The organism is Mesorhizobium tamadayense (assembly GCF_003863365.1).
GTDB lineage: Bacteria > Pseudomonadota > Alphaproteobacteria > Rhizobiales > Rhizobiaceae > Mesorhizobium > Mesorhizobium tamadayense.
This window is the reverse complement of the sequence record NZ_RQXT01000012.1, coordinates 1-16724: the sequence shown is the minus strand read 5'-3', so window position 1 is coordinate 16724 and position 16724 is coordinate 1. Positions and strand designations below refer to the sequence as shown.

At 64.1% G+C, this 16724-nt stretch carries 17 protein-coding genes and 1 riboswitch; of the genes, 8 read left to right on the top strand and 9 right to left on the bottom strand.

Annotated features, from left to right (window positions below; genetic code table 11):
- Positions 1–48: 48 nt before the first annotated feature.
- From EH240_RS12385 to EH240_RS12355, 7 genes are all read left to right on the top strand, one after another.
- Positions 49–1437: a type II and III secretion system protein family protein gene (locus EH240_RS12385; protein ID WP_245435968.1), complete on the top strand. Its 1389-nt coding sequence runs from the start codon at positions 49–51 to the stop codon at positions 1435–1437.
- 4 nt (positions 1438–1441) lie between these two features.
- Complete coding sequence (locus tag EH240_RS12380) at positions 1442–1717, top strand: hypothetical protein (RefSeq protein ID WP_124998559.1); 276 nt, start codon at positions 1442–1444, stop codon at positions 1715–1717.
- A gap of 10 nt (positions 1718–1727) precedes the next feature.
- The gene (locus tag EH240_RS12375) at positions 1728–2942 is read left to right on the top strand and encodes a CpaE/TadZ family protein (protein WP_124998557.1); all 1215 of its coding nucleotides are present in this window, start codon (positions 1728–1730) and stop codon (positions 2940–2942) included.
- A complete protein-coding gene (locus EH240_RS12370; protein ID WP_124998555.1) occupies positions 2939–4360 on the top strand; it encodes a TadA family conjugal transfer-associated ATPase in 1422 nt (473 codons plus the stop codon). Before EH240_RS12375 ends, EH240_RS12370 begins: the two co-directional genes overlap by 4 nt.
- Before the next feature lie 3 nt (positions 4361–4363).
- Complete coding sequence (locus tag EH240_RS12365) at positions 4364–5329, top strand: type II secretion system F family protein (RefSeq protein WP_124998553.1); 966 nt, start codon at positions 4364–4366, stop codon at positions 5327–5329.
- Position 5330: 1 nt separating this feature from the next.
- Positions 5331–6293, top strand: a complete 963-nt coding sequence (locus EH240_RS12360) for a type II secretion system F family protein (protein WP_124998551.1) — start codon at positions 5331–5333, stop codon at positions 6291–6293.
- Between the two features lie 176 nt (positions 6294–6469).
- Positions 6470–6943, top strand: coding sequence for a hypothetical protein (locus tag EH240_RS12355; protein ID WP_124998549.1), 474 nt, complete (start codon positions 6470–6472; stop codon positions 6941–6943).
- A 9-nt stretch (positions 6944–6952) separates the two neighbouring features.
- Here EH240_RS12355 and EH240_RS12350 read toward each other — a convergent pair whose 3' ends face one another.
- Positions 6953–7333, bottom strand: coding sequence for a hypothetical protein (locus tag EH240_RS12350; RefSeq protein WP_124998547.1), 381 nt, complete (start codon positions 7331–7333; stop codon positions 6953–6955).
- A 30-nt stretch (positions 7334–7363) separates the two neighbouring features.
- Here EH240_RS12350 and EH240_RS12345 point away from each other — a divergent pair, with 30 nt between their 5' ends.
- Positions 7364–8539 (top strand): GGDEF domain-containing protein, encoded by a 1176-nt coding sequence (locus EH240_RS12345; RefSeq protein WP_124998545.1) that lies wholly within the window; start codon positions 7364–7366, stop codon positions 8537–8539.
- A 13-nt stretch (positions 8540–8552) separates the two neighbouring features.
- Here the strand turns inward: EH240_RS12345 and gcvP are convergent, their stop codons facing one another.
- The 8 genes from gcvP to EH240_RS12305 form a co-directional block, all read right to left on the bottom strand.
- Complete coding sequence (gcvP, locus tag EH240_RS12340; protein WP_124998543.1) at positions 8553–11366, bottom strand: aminomethyl-transferring glycine dehydrogenase; 2814 nt, start codon at positions 11364–11366, stop codon at positions 8553–8555.
- A 16-nt stretch (positions 11367–11382) separates the two neighbouring features.
- Complete coding sequence (gene gcvH / locus EH240_RS12335; protein WP_124998541.1) at positions 11383–11751, bottom strand: glycine cleavage system protein GcvH; 369 nt, start codon at positions 11749–11751, stop codon at positions 11383–11385.
- A 7-nt stretch (positions 11752–11758) separates the two neighbouring features.
- A complete protein-coding gene (gene gcvT, locus EH240_RS12330; RefSeq protein ID WP_124998539.1) occupies positions 11759–12859 on the bottom strand; it encodes a glycine cleavage system aminomethyltransferase GcvT in 1101 nt (366 codons plus the stop codon).
- A gap of 150 nt (positions 12860–13009) precedes the next feature.
- A riboswitch (glycine riboswitch) is annotated at positions 13010–13096 on the bottom strand.
- A gap of 41 nt (positions 13097–13137) precedes the next feature.
- Positions 13138–13671 carry a GNAT family N-acetyltransferase gene (locus tag EH240_RS12325; protein WP_245435961.1) on the bottom strand — a complete coding sequence of 178 codons (534 nt, stop codon included), beginning with the start codon at positions 13669–13671 and terminating at the stop codon, positions 13138–13140.
- A complete protein-coding gene (locus EH240_RS12320) occupies positions 13671–14480 on the bottom strand; it encodes a molybdopterin-binding protein (protein WP_124998537.1) in 810 nt (269 codons plus the stop codon). The genes EH240_RS12325 and EH240_RS12320 overlap by 1 nt, the downstream gene beginning before the upstream one ends.
- A gap of 1 nt (position 14481) precedes the next feature.
- On the bottom strand, positions 14482–15363 hold the full coding sequence (locus EH240_RS12315; RefSeq protein ID WP_124998535.1) for a cytochrome b/b6 domain-containing protein: 882 nt from the start codon (positions 15361–15363) through the stop codon (positions 14482–14484).
- Between the two features lie 107 nt (positions 15364–15470).
- Complete coding sequence (locus tag EH240_RS12310) at positions 15471–16148, bottom strand: DUF1345 domain-containing protein (protein WP_124998533.1); 678 nt, start codon at positions 16146–16148, stop codon at positions 15471–15473.
- Between the two features lie 24 nt (positions 16149–16172).
- Complete coding sequence (locus tag EH240_RS12305; protein WP_124998531.1) at positions 16173–16640, bottom strand: YaiI/YqxD family protein; 468 nt, start codon at positions 16638–16640, stop codon at positions 16173–16175.
- Between the last annotated feature and the right edge of the window lie 84 nt (positions 16641–16724).

Here is a 16724-nt window from a genome sequence, read left to right as displayed (position 1 = left end):
AACAAAGAACAGACAACGAGAGGGCTGCGCCTTCTGCGTGCAACGGCGATGGGCGCCTTCCTGGCAGCCGCCGGAATGCTTGCCTTTGGGGCGCCAGCTCAGGCCAATAACGACGTCGTATACGTTTCGGCCAGCAAGAACGCTTCGATCAAGGTCGCCAAGGGCAAGCCGAGGACGATCATGACGAGCGCCGCTTTCTACCAGATCGTCATCGGCGATCCGGAGATCGCCAACGTCAACCCGCTGACCGACAAGTCCTTCTACGTGCTGGGCAACAACCTCGGCACCACCGGCATCGCGCTGTTCGATCAGAACAAGCAGCTCGTCGGCACCATCGACATCGAGGTGACGCTGGACACCGACCAGCTCGCCAGCACCATCCGCGCCAGCGTACCGGATGCCAATATCAGGGTCGGATCGGCCAACGGCCGCGTGGTGCTGTCGGGCGAGGCCGACGATGCGGTCGCGGCCGAGAAGGCGAGCAAGATCGCATCGCGCTTCTCCGGCAACGAGGAAGTGATCAACTCGGTCAACATCTCGTCCTCGCAGCAGGTCCAGCTCAACGTCCGCTTCGTCGAGATCAACCGCCAGGCGGGACAGGACCTTGGCGCCAAATACGGGGCCAACTTTGCCTTGGGCATCGGCGGTCGCGACGTCGTCATCGATCCCGGCACCGTGCCGACGGCCGGCACCGGCGAGATCATCGGCAGGCTGCTCTCCAACGGCGTTTCGATCGACATCGCCATCAAGGCGCTGGAAGAGCGCGGCCTCGCCCGGCGGCTGGCCGAGCCGAACCTGATCGCCCGTTCCGGCCAGACGGCGAGCTTCCTTGCCGGCGGCGAGTTCCCGATCCCGGTCTCCGAGGACAACGGCAAGATCAGCGTCACCTATAAGAAATACGGCGTCGGCCTGGATTTCACGCCGACCGTGCTCAAGGACGGGCTGGTCAGCCTGGACATCGCGCCGGAAGTGTCCTCGATCGACCCCTCTGCCTCTATCCAAGTCAGTAGCGGCATTTCCATTCCGGCCTTCATCGTGCGCCGCGCCAAGACATCGGTCGACCTGAAGAACGGCCAGAGCTTCATGATCGCGGGCCTTTTGCAGTCGCAAAACGACGTCACGACCTCGCGGCTGCCGGGGCTCGGCAAGCTGCCGGTGCTGGGGCCGCTGTTCTCCTCGAAATCCTATCAGCGGCGCGAGACCGACCTGGTGATCATCGTCACGCCTTATCTGGTCAAGCCGGTCGACCCGTCGAAGAAGATGGTCGAGCCGACCGACGGAACCCAGCCGCCAAGCAATGTCGACTACTTCCTGAACAACGCCGAGGAAGTGAGCGCCTCGGCACCCAGGCGCCCGGTTGCATTAGCCGACGGCAGCGCGGCCCGTCCGGTGGCAGCCACGACGTCCGGCCACTTCCTCGATCTGCCGAAGGACTGAAGCCATGCGTCTGCCTCCTTGGATCGCTCTGCTGCTTGCCGGTGCCGTCGCTGGCTGCACCAGCGACGATTACGTGCGCGCCGAAGGCGTGACGACGGCCGCCGGCAACGCCCAGGCGTCCAACACGGTCATGCAGATGGTCGACCCCTGGCAGTACGGCGTCCAGAACACCAGGCTTCTGGTGCCGGCTCAGAGCACGAGATCCACGGCCAGTGCCGCCGGCGAGAAAGCCGGTTCGGCGTCGGCATCAACGACATCAGCATCAACGACATCGGACTGACGGGCTGACCATGGCATCCGGCACCAAGACCAAGAAGATCCTGCTCGTTTCGACCGACAGGGCGTTTTCACAGGACACGCGAACGGCTTTCGCCGCTTCCGAGGTCATCGAGCTTTTGACGGTCGAGAAAAGCGTCAACGAGCTTCGCGGCGAGGTCCAGGAAACTGATTTCGGCGCCGTCATCGTCGACATGGACGCGGCCAAGCTCGAGGAGATCGAATCGCTGCAGCGCATCATGCGCCGGCTGGAAGGCCGCGTTCCCGTGGTCGTCGTCACGCAGGAATTCAATGCAGCGGCAGTGCGCATCCTGGTGCAGTTGAAAGTAGCCGACTTCCTGGTGAAGCCGATCACCACCGCTGACTTGGTGCGCTCCGTCATCCGTACGCTGCAAGGGCCGGGGCGGGAGGAAAACACCGAGTCGCAGATCTACACCTTCATGCCGGCCGCCGGCGGCGTCGGCACCACCACGCTCGCCCTGCAGACAGCCTTCCAGCTGCATCATTCGGTGACGCGCGGCGCCTCGACCTGCGTGGTCGACCTCAATTTCCAGCAGGGCGCCTGCGCCGAATATCTCGACCTCGAACCGCGCTTCGACATCACCGAAATCGAGAACCAGCCCGAACGCCTCGACCGGCAACTGCTGGACGTCATGCTCTCCAAGCATGCGAGTGGGCTCTGCGTGCTGGCCGCGCCGACGCGCCCTTCGGAAATGCGCTCGTTCAAGACCGACGTCGTGGTGCGCATGCTCGACCTCGTCTCGGCCTATTTCGACAATGTCGTCATCGACATGCCGCGCACATGGTTCCCATGGACCGAGACGGTTCTGCTCGGCTCCAACAAGCTCTATATCGTGGCCGAGATGACGGTGCCTTGCCTGCGTCACACGCAGCGTCTCATCCAGGCCATCTACGAGACGGCCGGCAAGGAAGTGAAGCCCAACGTCATCGTCAATCGATTCGAGCAGAAGATGTTCGACAGCGGCATCAAGGCGGCCGACGTCCAGGACATTCTCGGCGAGCATTTCGTCGGCGGCATCTCCAACAATTACCGGCTGGTGCGCGAGGCCGTCGACCGCGGCATTCCGCTGCACGACATCGATCCCAACGCCAATGTGGTCAACGACCTGAAGAAGATCATCCTGCCGGAGGAGGCCGTCGCCACGACGGTCAAGTCGAAGTCGCTGTTCGGTCTCGGCAAGGGCCTCTTGAAGAGGAAAGCAGGATGAGCACCCGCTTCTCCAACCTGCAGAATCGCGACGCCCGGCCGCAGCGGCCGCCCGAACCCGCGCCTGTGGCCCACCACGCCGTGATCATTCCGACGACCCGCAAGCCGGCGGCGCCAAAGCCAGAGACCGCGCCCGGAAAGAGCGCCAACAAGGTGCTCGACGCGCGCGTGCGCATCCACCGCATGCTGCTCGAGGAGATCAACCTTGTCGCGCTGGAGCGGCTGCCCAAGGACGAAATGCGTCGCCAGGTGCATGAGTTCGTCTCGGAAAAGACGCGCGAGGAGCGGATGGCGATCAACACCGCCGAGCTCGACGCGCTTGTTGACGACATCGTCGACGAGATGGTCGGCCTCGGCCCATTGGAGCCGCTGCTCAAGGATCCTGAGATCAACGACATCCTGATCAACGGCCATCAGAACTGCTTCGTCGAAAAGCGCGGCAAGCTGCAGCAGGTCCACATCCCGTTCAAGGACGAGGCGCATCTGCTTAGAATCATTAACAAAATCGTCGCTGCGGTCGGTCGCCGCGTCGATGAATCGCAGCCGATGGTCGACGCCCGCATGCTCGACGGCTCGCGCTTCAACGCCGCCATCCGGCCGGTCGGTGTCGACGGACCGCTGGTGTCGATCCGCAAATTCTCCAAGAACAAGCTCGGCCTGCACAAGCTGGTCGAGTTCGGCGCCATCACCCAGAACATGGCCGAGGTGCTGGCGGCGGCCGTGCATGCCCGCAAGACCACGATCATCTCCGGCGGTACCGGTACCGGCAAGACGACGATGCTCAACGCCTTGTCGGCCTTCATTCCCGAGGACGAGCGGCTGATCACCATCGAGGACGCGGCCGAGCTGCAACTGCAGCAGCCGCATGTCGCGCGCATGGAAACGCGTCCGGCAAACATCGAGGGTCATGGCGAGCTGAAGCAGCGCGACCTGGTCAAGAACGCGCTGCGCATGCGGCCTGACCGGGTCATCCTCGGCGAGTGCCGCGGCGAGGAAGCCTTCGACATGCTGCAGGCAATGAACACCGGCCATGAAGGCTCGATGGCGACCATCCACGCCAACACGCCGCGCGACGCCATCTCGCGTCTCGAGCAGATGCTTGGCATGACCGGCATGCCGATGACGGTGCAGTCGATCCGCAGCCAGATCGCCAGCGCCATCGAAATCATCGTGCAGCTGACGCGCCTCTCCGACGGCAAGCGCAAGGTGACCAGCGTCGCCGAGGTGACGGGCATGGAAGGCGACGTCATCCAGATGCAGGAGATCTTCCGCTTCGTGCGCACCGGCATGGAGTCGGACGGCAAGATTCTCGGTCATTTCGAGGCGACGGGCATTCGCCCGCGCTTCCTTGAGGACCTGCGCAACATGGGCATCGAATTTCCGGGCAAATATTTCGAACCCGGCCGGCCGCAGGAGTAGCTGGTGCTCGAAGGGTTCAGCCCGATCTACGCCGTCTACGCCGCAGCGGCGCTCACCGGCATAATGATCGCCGAAGGCTGCTACCTGCTTTATGCCGGCCGCAGCGACAAGCGCACGGCGATCAACCGCCGCATGAAGCTGGCGGAAAACAAGATCAGCCAGGAGCAGGTGCTGATCCAGTTGCGCAAGGAGCGCGGCGTCGAAGATGGCACGTCCCTCTTTTCCCTCGATCGCTTTCGCGCCTTGCGCACGCAGTCCGGCATGATCATGCCGCTGCCCAAATTCCTCATGATCACGGCGGGGATAGCGTGCGGGGCGGCGCTTGTCGCCATCTGGTACGGCCTGCCTTTGCTGTTCGGGCTGGTCCTGTTCGTCGCGCTGCTGCCGGTCTTGCCGGTGATGGCGATGCGTTTTCTGCGCAAGCGCCGGCATAAGCGCTTCGGCCTGCAGTTGCCGGAAGCGCTGGAACTGATCACGCGCGGCCTCAAGGCCGGCCATCCGGTGCCGGTGGCGATCGCGATGGTGGCGCGTGAGATGGCCGATCCGATCGGCACCGAGTTCGGCGTCGTGGCCGACGAGGTGACCTATGGCTCCGATCTGGTTTCGGCGCTCAACAACCTGTTCGACCGGGTCGGCCACGAAGACCTGCCGCTGTTCGTCACCGCCGTTTCGATTCAAAGCAGCTCCGGCGGCAATCTGCGCGAGATCCTCGACGGGCTGTCGTCGACGATCCGTGAGCGCGGCAAGCTGCGGCGCAAGGTGCGCGCCATTTCGACCGAAGGCCGCATGTCGGCCTACATCCTGACCGCCGTGCCGGTGCTTCTGTTCACCGCCATCATGGTGCTCATGCCGCAATTCTACCGAGAAGTGTGGGGCGTGCCCAAGACCTGGTACATGCTGGGCGGCTCCATCCTATGGCTGCTGCTCGGCAACGCCATCATGTTCAAGATGTCGAATTTCAGATTCTGAGATGGAAGACATCATCCGCTTCCTCGCCTCGCTCGCGCCGACATCGCTGATACCGGTGGCGGTGCTGCTGCTGGTCCTGGGCGGCGGCGCGATGGCCTGGCCGCTGGTCGTCGCCAAGGGCGATCGCAACGAGGTCAAGCGCCGATTGAAGGTCGAGGCGGCCCAGCCGGTCGAGCGGGCGGAGCCGGCACCCAGGAAAAAGACAAGCCCCGTCCGCGAGAAGGCGGTGAGGCGGGCGCAGGAATTCTATGCCAAGAGCGATCCGGAGAACGTCGCGCGGTTGCGCATGAAGCTCATCCAGGCCGGCTACATGGAGCCGCGCGCCGTCGGCATGTTCTTCCTGATCCGCTTTGCCGCTCTGGTCGGCGCGGCACTCGGCGCGTTCCTGGTGAACCAATGGGCGGCCAGCGCCGAGTCGACCATGACCAGCCGCTGGACCTTCATCATCCTGTCGGGAGCGGCCGGCTATTTCCTGCCGGGCCTGGTGCTGACGCAGAAGGTGCGGGAAAAGATGCGCGAATACCGCAACGGCTTTCCCGACTTCATGGATCTGATGATCGTCTGCTCAGACGCCGGCATGAGCATGGAGGCAGGCATCGAGCGCGTCTCGAAGGAACTCGCAAGGACCTATCCGTCGCTCAGCCAGAATCTGCAGCTGGTGTCGCTGGAGCTCAGGGCCGGCCGTAGCCTCGACGATGCGCTGAAGGCGCTCGCCGACCGCCTCAGCCTCGACGAGGTGCGCTCCTTCGCGACGCTCCTGCAGCAGTCCAAGGAGCTCGGCACAAGCCTGTCGGGCGCGCTGCGCGTCTTTTCCGACGAAATGCGCCACAAGCGCATGTCGCTTGCCGAGGAGAAGGCGCATGCCTTGCCGGCCAAGATGTCGGTGCCGGTGACGGTGTGCATCCTGCCGGTGGTGCTGATGGTCGCCATCATCCCGATCGTCGTGAAGATGACGACGCACTGAGGATTCAGGTGAGGCCGGCCTGACCTGAATCTGGGCAGATTTCGGTGGCGGTGCCGGTTAACGCATCCTTTGCACGCAACCGAAATTTAGCCGCATTTCGGCACCGAAGCTTAATCGCTGTCCTGTATGGTCCCTGCTGAAGAACGACCCGGCAAATCGGGCGATGGGGCAGGGGCATGCGTCACGGATTTCCCACGGCAGCGGCGGCGTTGGCGGCCGTCTTGATGATCGCCGGCTGCACGACGAGCAACAACGTCGATACGACCAAGACCACAGCGATCCAGCAGACGGCCAAGGACGTCAGCGCCACCGACCTGACAGAGGGCAAGGCGCAGTTCCGCGAGGCGAATTTCGGCCTTGCCGAACAGCATTTCCGCAAGGCGGTGGAGCTCAAGGCCGACAACGCGGAAGCCTGGATGGGGCTTGCCGCCTCCTATGACGAGCTTGGCCGTTTCGACTTCGCCGACCGCGCCTATGCGCAACTGCTGAGGGTTGCCGGGCGCAAGCCGCAGATCGTCAACAATATGGGCTATTCGCAGCTTCTGCGCGGCAACAAGAAGAAGGCAAGGGCGCTGCTGCTCGAGGCCAAGGCGGGCATGGCCGACCCCACGGTGGTCAACGCCAACCTGGCGCTGCTGAACAAGAGCTAGAGATATTCCTCACTTGGATTGAATCGTTTCGCCCAAATTCACCGACCACCGGTCGAACCAGCCTCTGGCGAACGGGCCAAGTTCAACCGGCACTGTTTCCTGTTTGTCGATTTGCAAAAAAGCAATTCGACGGGTCGGGGTTTCCCGCTGGCTGGCGCCCGCTTTGTCAGCCAGCTCTCCCAACGCATAACATGAGCGTGCGCCGTCCTTCGCGCGGACCGTCTCGTGATCGTAAAGCAGAACTGTTTCAATATAAACCAGAACATCTCTAGTCTTCGCAACTGTCCTGCGCAGTAGTGGATGCTTTGTAAACCTTGTCTGAAGGTTGCGTCGAAAGGTTAGCTGAAAACGGTATCCGCGCGCCGCCGTTAACCTAGAATGCGGGTGCAACCGACGACTCCCAAGAGGCTGCCGCTACTAATGTTGGATTTCAGTTCGCTCCTGCTCGCGGCGGCGCTGTCGGGCACGTGCCTCAGCATAACGCTGTTGGCGATCTGGTTCACCGCGCCGCGGGCGCGTTTCGTACTGACGGTGGCTTGCGGCATGCTTGTCCTTGTAGCGCATGTCGTGTCGTTCTGGCAGTACACCAGAGATCCCAGCCCTCTTCTTTGCCAGCTCGTGCTTGCGCTGCTCAGCCTGGGATTCCTGATTCTCTGCCGGTCGGCTATGCAGTATCTGGATGTGCACGAGCACAGGCGCGTTGCGCTGCCGGCGCTGGTGGCGATGGCGGTCTGCGCGGCCATGACCTATCTCGGCCTCGACGGGATTGGTTTCATCGTCACCTATGCAACGGTAACGGCGTTGCTCGCAGTGATCGGCGCGATGTTCTGGATCAAGGGCGGCGGCCATGATCGCCGGATCCTGCTGGTCGTTGCCTTTCTCAGCGGCGTCTGCGGCGTATCCTTCGCGCTTTGCGGCGCGGTATTGCTGGCCAAGGCCCAATGGGTGCTCGGCAGAGCACCCGACAACTGGGCCGAAGGGCTGAACTCGGTGATTTCGGTCGCCTGCATGACCGGGCTCGGCGCATTGACGCTCTCGCTCCATCATCTGCAGGAACAGATCGAACTGAGGGCCGAGACCATGACCGATCCGCTGACGGGGCTGATGAACCGGCGGGCATTGACCTCGCTCTATGGCGAGCGCGTCTTCGGCCCGTTCATGGCGATCGCGATGTTCGATCTTGACCATTTCAAGTCGACCAACGACGTGTTCGGCCATCCTGTCGGCGATCAGGTCCTTTGCCGCTTCGCGGCAGTGGTCAAGAAATACGGCAGGACAGGGGTCGACGCCTTTCGGCTGGGCGGCGAGGAGTTCGCGCTCGTCATGTCGCGCATGACGCCGGAAAAGGCGCATGACTTGGCAAGCAGGATCGGCGTCGCCTTCGGCACCGAAATCGTTCCGACCCATCGCGGCCCATTGCGCAGCAGCGTCAGCGGCGGCATGGGATTTGGCGCCGCCGACGGCCGGACGCTGGACGAGGTGCTGGCCGAGGCGGACGCCGCGCTCTACGCCGCCAAGCGCGCCGGGCGAAACCGGGTGATCGCCCAGCGCAAGGCGGACCAGCCCGATGCCGGGCCGGCCCTCCGCTCTGCTTGAACTTCTTTGTCCGCTACTCGGCGGCGCCGAGATATTCCGTCAGCGGCGGGCATGAGCACACGAGGTTGCGGTCGCCGGCGACATTGTCGATGCGCGAGACCGGCGGCCAGTATTTCGCCGACAGATCGACGTCACCCGCCGGATAGGCCGCCTCCAGCCGCGAGTAGGGATGGGTCCATGCACCGGCCAGCGCCTCGGCGGCGGTGTGCGGGGCGTTGACCAGTGGGTTGTCGTTGAGCGGCCACTCGCCCTTCGCAACCTTCGCCGCTTCACCGGCGATCGCGATCATCGCATCGCAGAAGCGGTCGAGCTCGCGCTTGGGCTCGGACTCGGTCGGCTCGACCATCAGCGTGCCGGCAACCGGGAACGACATGGTGGGCGCGTGGAAGCCGTAGTCGATCAGGCGCTTGGCGATATCGTCGACGCTGATGCCGGCGCTCTCTTTCAGCACGCGCGTGTCGAGGATGCACTCATGGGCGACGCGATCGCTCCTGCCCTTGTAGAGGAGCGGGAAGTGCGGCGCGAGCCGCGTCGCCACATAATTGGCGGAAACGATCGCCGTCTCGGTCGCCTGCTTCAGCCCGGAGCCGCCCATCATGCGGATATACATCCAGGTGATCGGCAGGATCGAGGCGCTGCCGAAGGGCGCGGCCGCCACGGCATGCGCCGAGCCTTCCGTGACGTGGCCCGGCAGATAGGGCTTCAGATGCGCCCTGACGCCGATCGGGCCGACGCCCGGGCCGCCGCCGCCATGCGGAATGCAGAAGGTCTTGTGCAGGTTCATGTGGCAGACGTCGGCGCCGATATCGCCCGGCCGGGCGAGGCCGACCAGGGCGTTGAGGTTGGCCCCGTCGAAATAGACCTGGCCACCATGCTCATGGATGAGGGCGCAGAGGTGACGCGCGCCTTCCTCATAGACGCCATGCGTCGAGGGATAGGTGAACATCAGCGCCGCGAGATTCTTTGAGTGCTCGTTGGCCTTGGCCCTCAGATCGTCCATGTCGATATTGCCGTCGTCGGTGCAGCGCACGACGACGATGCTCATGCCCGCCATCGCCGCGCTCGCCGGATTGGTGCCATGCGCAGAAGACGGGATCAGGCAGACGGTGCGATGGCCCTCACCGCGCGCGCGGTGATAGGCGCGGATGGCGAGCAGGCCGGCATATTCGCCCTGGCTGCCGGCATTGGGCTGCAGGCTGACCGCGTCGAAACCGGTGATCTCCGACAGCCAGGCTTCCAGGTCTGCGACCATGGCGCGGTAGCCCGCCGAATGGGCGGCCGGCGCGAAGGGATGCAGGTTGGCGACATTCGGCCAGCTCACCGGCATCATCTCGGCGGCGGCGTTGAGCTTCATGGTGCAGGAGCCGAGCGGGATCATGGCGCGGTCGAGCGCGAGGTCCTTGTCGGCCAGCCGGCGCAGGAAGCGCATCATCTCGGTCTCGGAGTGGTTCTCATGGAAGACCGGTTGGGTGAGGAACTCCTTGCCGCGCGGCTTGCCCGGCGTCGAGCCGGCTTGCACCACTGCGCCGGGCTTGGCGCCGAACAGGGCCGCGATCGCCTCCAGGTCGGCTTCCGTCGAGGTCTCGTCGAAGGCGATGCTGATCTTGTCGGCATCGATGACGCGCAGCAGCCGGCCGGTCTTTTCTGCCGCGGCGGCGATAGCGCTGGCCTTGCCTTTCACTTCCGCCGTCACCGTGTCGAAGCGGTGTGTGCCGAGGACGGCCACGCCTGCTGTCTTCAGCCCCGCCGCAAGACGGTTGGCGAGGGCGTGGACGCGCTCGGCGATCGCCTGCAGACCGGTGGGGCCGTGCCAGATCGCATAGGCCGTCGCCATGTTGGCGAGCAGCGCCTGCGCGGTGCAGATGTTGGAAGTGGCCTTGTCGCGGCGGATGTGCTGCTCGCGCGTCTGCAGCGCCAGCCGGTAACCCGGGCGGCCCATGGTGTCGGTCGACTGGCCGACGAGACGGCCGGGCATCAGGCGGGTCAATCTGTCGGAGACGGCGCAATAGGCGGCATGCGGGCCGCCAAAGCCCATCGGCACACCAAAGCGCTGCATCGGACCGACGGCGATATCGGCGCCGAGCTTTGCCGGCGCGTCCGTCAGCGTCAGCGCAAGCGGATCGGCGACAAAGACGACCAGCGCGCCGATGGCGCGGGCCTTCTCGATCGCTGCCTTATGATCGCCATAGACGCCGAAGGTGTCCGGCCAGGAGACGAGCAGGGCGGCGGTGTTGTCGTCTATGGTCTCGCCGTCGACCTCGATGCCGAGCGGCTCGGCGCGGGTGCGCACGACATCGAGCGTCTGCGGGTGCGGCGTGCCGGCGAGCGCCACCTTGGTGCGCTTGTCGCGGTGATGGCGCAGCGCGATGCCGACCGCTTCGGCGACGGCGGTGGCTTCATCGAGCAGCGATGCCGACGCCACCGGCAGGCCGGTCAGCTCGGTGACCAGGGTCTGGAAATTGAACAGCATCTCCAGCCGGCCCTGGCTGATCTCGGCCTGGTAGGGCGTGTAGGCCGTGTACCAGGCCGGGTTCTCGAACATGTTGCGCTGGATGACCGGCGGCACATGGACGCCGTGATAGCCGGCGCCGATGAAGCTCTTCAGCACCGTGTTCTTCGCCATGATCGCGGACAATTCGGCCAGCGCTTCCGCTTCGCTCGCAGGAGCGGGCAAGGCGAGCGGCTGGTCGAGTCGGATCGATCTCGGCACGGCCTGGCTAATCAGCGTCTCGACGGACGGAACGCCTATGGTGGCGAGCATCGCCCTGACATCGTTGATGCCGGGGCCGATATGGCGGGCCGAGAAAGGAATAGGTGCTGCGGTCATTTCTAAAATCCTGGTATCAGCCGATATGGGCTTTGTAGGCGGCCTCATCCATGAGGCTGTCGAGCTGGCTTGCGTTGGAAAGCTTCATCTTCCAGAGCCAGCCGTCGCCGGTCGCCGCCGAGTTGACCAGCGAGGGGTCGGACGATAGCGAGGTGTTGGCTTCGATGATCTCGCCGTCGACCGGCGCGTAGACGTCCGACGCCGCCTTGACGGATTCCACGACCACGGCAGTGTCGCCCTTGGCGAGCTTGCGGCCGATTTCCGGCAGCTCGACGAAGACGAGGTCGCCGAGCTGTTCCTGCGCGTAGTCGGTGATACCGACAGTGGCGACGCCGCCTTCGACGCGCAGCCACTCATGGTCTTCAGTGAAATAGGTGTTTGCCATCGGAAAATCATCCTTTGCGGTAGCGATGTGGCGTGAAGGGGAGCGAAGTGACGTCGACCGGGATTTTCGTCCCGCGGACATCGGCGAACAGTCTGGTGCCGGGCTTGACCAGCGCGGTGCTGACATAGCCCATGGCGACCGGGTGGCCCGTCGAGGGGCCGAAACCACCTGAGGTGACGTGGCCGGCCGCATTGCCGTCGGCATCGACAAGTGCTGCGCCCGCGCGCACCGGCTGGCGGCCGTCCGGTTTCAGGCCGACACGCTTCTGCGACGGGCCGCGCTCGAGGATCGAGCGCAGCGCGTCGGCGCCGATGAAATGGCCGGAGGCGCGGACTTCCTTGGGTATTGCCCACATCAGCCCAGCGCTCGCCGCATCGATCTCGGGTGTCAGGTCCTGGCCATGCAGGCAGAGCCCGGCCTCCAGCCGCAGGCTGTCGCGGGCGGCAAGGCCGACCCATTGCACGCGCTCGTCCTGCAGCAGCTTCGCGACGAGATCGCGGGCATCCGCTTCCGGCAGGCCGATCTCGAAGCCGTCCTCACCGGTGTAGCCGGAGCGGCTCATGAACCAGTTTTGCCGGGGCTCGACACCATGCATGAACAGCAGCGAACCAGTTTCGATGCTGGCCCGCGCAAGGGCTGCCCAGGCGTCCGGTCCCTGGATCGCCAGGAAGACGCGGTCGAGCGGTTCCACCTTCGCGTCGAAATCCGCGGCCAGCGCGCTAAGGTGTTTTTCGTCCTCGGCCGCATTGCCGGCATTGGCCACCACCACGAAGCGGTTGTCGCCGAGCCTCGTGACGATCAGGTCGTCGATGATGCCGGCGGCTTCGTTTAGGAAGAAGGTGTATTTGGACTGCGAAATCTCAAGCGCGCCGGCGTCGAGCGGGCAGGCGCGGTCGAGAAGGGCGGCGGCGCCGGGGCCGCCGACCGCGAACAGCTTCATATGCGAGATGTCGAACAGCCCGGCATGCTCGCGCGTGTGGAGGTGCTCCTTCATCACGCCCGCTGGATAAGTCAGCGGCATCGACCAGCCGGCGAACGCGCCGAAACGCGCGCCTGCAGCGTTATGCAAATCCTCGAGGGGTAGGTGTTTGGTGTCTTCGCCCGTCATGTCTTCTCCAGAGTCGCACGCAATCGACCGCTACTGGCGGCCCAGTCCGTGCCCCTCTGTCTGAAGCCTGAGAGACTCGCGCCCCGTAACTCTGTCGGCAGCGCTTACACCTTCGGCGCGGGGGCAAGCCCCGACTTTCCAGAGTTGTCTTTCCCGTCAACGGTTCTTTTGCCTGAGAGATTTCGGGCGATTTCCCCTTCGGCGACAGCTTTCGCTGTTCTCTCCCGCAAACAGGTAGGACTCAACGATTGAGCCCTCGACTCGCCATCCATAGCCCGTCAACGACACCTTGTCACCTCCCAGCGACATCTAAAATCGGCCGACAAGTCTTCGCTAACGGGAAGACCTGATCGACGCTGAACCCGCTGCTCACAAGTTGGCCTACCCGTCTGCGACCAGCGTCTTGCAAAGGATGATGTTGGAATGGCCTTCGGGCCACCCGGCGAATTCGGCCATGCGCTCGAAACCAGCCTTTTCGTAAAGCCCCGGCGCCTGGAAGTCGTGTGTCGAACCCAGATCCGCCGCGCGCCTTGAGCGGCGGCCTCGGCAACGAAGGCATTCAACAACGCCTTTGCATGGCCCTGGCCCCGATAGGATTCCTCGATCCACATCAATTTTAGCTCGGCGATCCCCGCCCAGGAGTGGCCGGCGGCGACGCCGACCGCGCGTCCGGTTTCGTCCCGCAGCGCAAAGACGACGCCACGGTCGTCATCGCGGCGTGTGAGAAGCCGGTTGTCGCTGTTGAGACGCTCCTCGATCGCGTTGAGCTCGGCTGACGGAAGATCGTGCTCGGCCTGCAGGCGAGGGGCCATCAAATACCGCCGTACCAGTCGTAGCCATTGTCCTCCCAATAGCCGCCACGGCCGCCGCCGATGTTGGCGAAGCCGTCGACCAGTTCGATCTTGTAGAGGTATTTCGGCATCTTGTAGCCGAGCTGGCGCTCGACCCGCACGCGCAGCGGCGCACCGTTCTCGACCGGCAGCGGCTTGCCGTTCACGCCATAGGCCAGGATCGTCTGCGGGTGACGGGCATCGATGAGGTCGATGCTGCCGTAATATTTGATGTCGCCGGAGAGGCTTTGCTCGATCGTGTCGAGGCAATGGAACATGACGTAGCGCGCCTGCGGCTTGACGACGGCTTGGTCGAGCACCAGCGACAGCGGCGTGCCGGTCCATTTGGCGATGCAGCTCCAGCCTTCGACGCAGTCGTGGCGCGTGATCTGGGTGCGGCTCGGCATGTTCTGGAGCTGTTCGCGGCTAAGCGACAGCGGTTTTTCGACTAGGCCGGTGACCTCCAGGCGCCAGTCGGCGAAAGTGTTGGCGAGAAGACCCCTGTAGGTGTCGTCGTCCGGAGCAGTGACGCCGTTCGGCCGCTGCGGCTGGCGGATATCGGCCTCGGTGAATTCCGGTGCCAGCGCGTCGCGGCCGGCGAGCAGGCGCTGCGCGCGCCAGGTCAGGCCGTTGGCGTTTTCGAGGAAGTTGCGCAGGCCGCGACCGATGCCGAGGCCACTGTCGAAGGCGTCGCAGCCCGACAGCGCGATGCCGGACAGACCGAGGCTGGCGGAGGTGAGGAACTTTCTTCGGTTCATCTGGAACTTGGGGCTGATCTGGAGTTTTGCCATGTCAGGCGCTCCTCTCGGTCGGCTCGTCGTGCTTCGCGGGCGGGTCGGTGCGGTACCAGCCGGTGATGATCGAGCGCAGCTCGTTGAACGGGCCGGCGGCAAGGATCATTAGCATGTGGATGATGAAGAAGAGGACGAGCAGGACCATGACGGTGAAGTGGATGGTTCGCGCCGTCTGCCGGCCGCCGAGGATTTCATTGAGCCAGGGAAGCACCGAATTCATGCTTGGCGACATGGCGAGGCCGGTGATGATCATCAGCGGCAAGAGCACGAAGAGCACGCCGCCATAGGCCATTTTCTGCAGCGTGTTGTATTCGCGCGTGTGGTGGAACCTCAGCTTCGCATGGTCGACGACGTCCCGCGGCAGCTTGCGCAGATCCTCGACACGCGGCGCCAGATCGCGACGGATGTGGCCGTTGACAAGGCTCGCGACCAGCCAGATCAGCAAGGTGGCGGACAGCACCCAGGCGAAGAAGAAATGCACGACGCGCGCGGTGCCTAGGTCGTAATAGGACGGGATCGTCGCCCAGGCCGGAAAGGCGCGTGGCGTTTCCTGGCCGGGCGGGCCCGACCAGCCGAGCACGCCCGTCGTGTCGAAGCGATGCCCGAAGATCTCGGTGAAGCCGCGCGTTCCGTTATCGGTGTTTTCGGCGCCGATCTCGAGGATGGTATTGTTGTATCCGAAGCCGGATTCCTTGCCGATATAGAGTTGCGGGCGCGCGTTGAAGATCTGCAGGCCGGAAAGCAGCATGAAGAACAGCGCGAGTGCCCACAGCCAGTGCGTCAGCCGAGTCCAGCCCGACTGGCGATAGATCAACGTCGTATCCTTCGGTGCGGATGTTTCCACCCCGGCGGGGGGCTCGCTCCTGGCAACGGTTTCCATATTTGCCTGTCCTCCCGGCCGCACCATCTCTTTGCGGCCTCTCAGATACTCGTTCTCCTCCCAATACGTCGCGGGCCCAAGCGATGTTTCATGCGATCACGGATTTATTACGGCGCGCCCAGGCTGACCGCGAGGTTGACCGCCGCGGCGACGATCACCGTGTTGAAGAAGAAGGTCAGGATCGAATGGATGAGCACGACCTGGCGCATGCGCGAGGTCGTGATCGCAGTGTCGGCCGTCTGCGCGGTCATGCCGATGACCGTTGCGAAATAGAGGAAATCCCAGCCCTCCGGCCGTTTGTCGCCGGGAAAGTCAAGGCCGCCGACCGGCATCTTCTTTTTGGTTTTCTCGTCGACCTCGACGCCATCCATCCAATAGACATGCGCATAGTGCAGCGACGCCATTGCATGGATGGTGAACCAGCCGAGCGGGATCGACAGCATCGCGAACAGAATCTCCAGCGGATGCGCGGCATCCTTCTGGTTGATGAGTTGAAACAGCGAGCCGATGGCGATGCCAACGACAAAGAGGGTCACGGTGAAGATCAGCACCACCGGAAGGTCGGTTGCGCGCGCGTTCTTGCTGAGGTAGCGACCGGTAAGCCTTGGCATCAAGGCAAGGACCAGGATGATGAAGGTCAAAAAGAACACATTGGCGCCGATCGAGTAGGGGAGCGGCAGGCGCAAGAGCAGCGCAACAAGCAGCGCGACGATGCCAAAGGCTGCGGCCAAGGCGAATTGCATGTGCCGATGCATCGGCGTGTCGAGGGATGTATCGTCACCCATGGCCGGCCTCTGCAGGCGTTTGGATCAGTCCGGTGTGACGGATTTGAGCGCCCGCCGCAAGATGCGGTCAAGCTCGCCCAGAAAGCGCGATCTGTCTTGGGGTGTGAAAGCGGCGTTGAAGCCGCGGCTTTCACCGGTCTCGCGCAGATGCTGCTTCAGATCGCGCATCGCCACCGCCATGCCGATAGTTTCGGGCGTGAACGGGCGACCTGTCGGTCCGAGCACATGCGCGCCGAGCGCAACCGTTCGCGCGGCAAGCGGGATGTCGGCCGTCACCACGACGTCGTTGGGCCTGGCATTCTCGACGATCCAGTCGTCCGCTGCGTCCGCACCCTTGGAGACGACGACATTGCGGATCATCGGATCGCGCGACGGACGCAGCCCGCCGTTGGAGACATGGGTGACGACGACGCCATGGCGCTCCGCCACCTTCTCGACCTCGGCCTTGACCGGGCAGGCGTCGGCATCGACGTAGATCTCGGGTGCGGGCATCGTCTCTCCAAACGAACATGGGGCCGGCGTGTCGGCCAGCCCCATGGCAGGAATCGCAGGACTTGTCAGGCCGCCAAGGCGCCG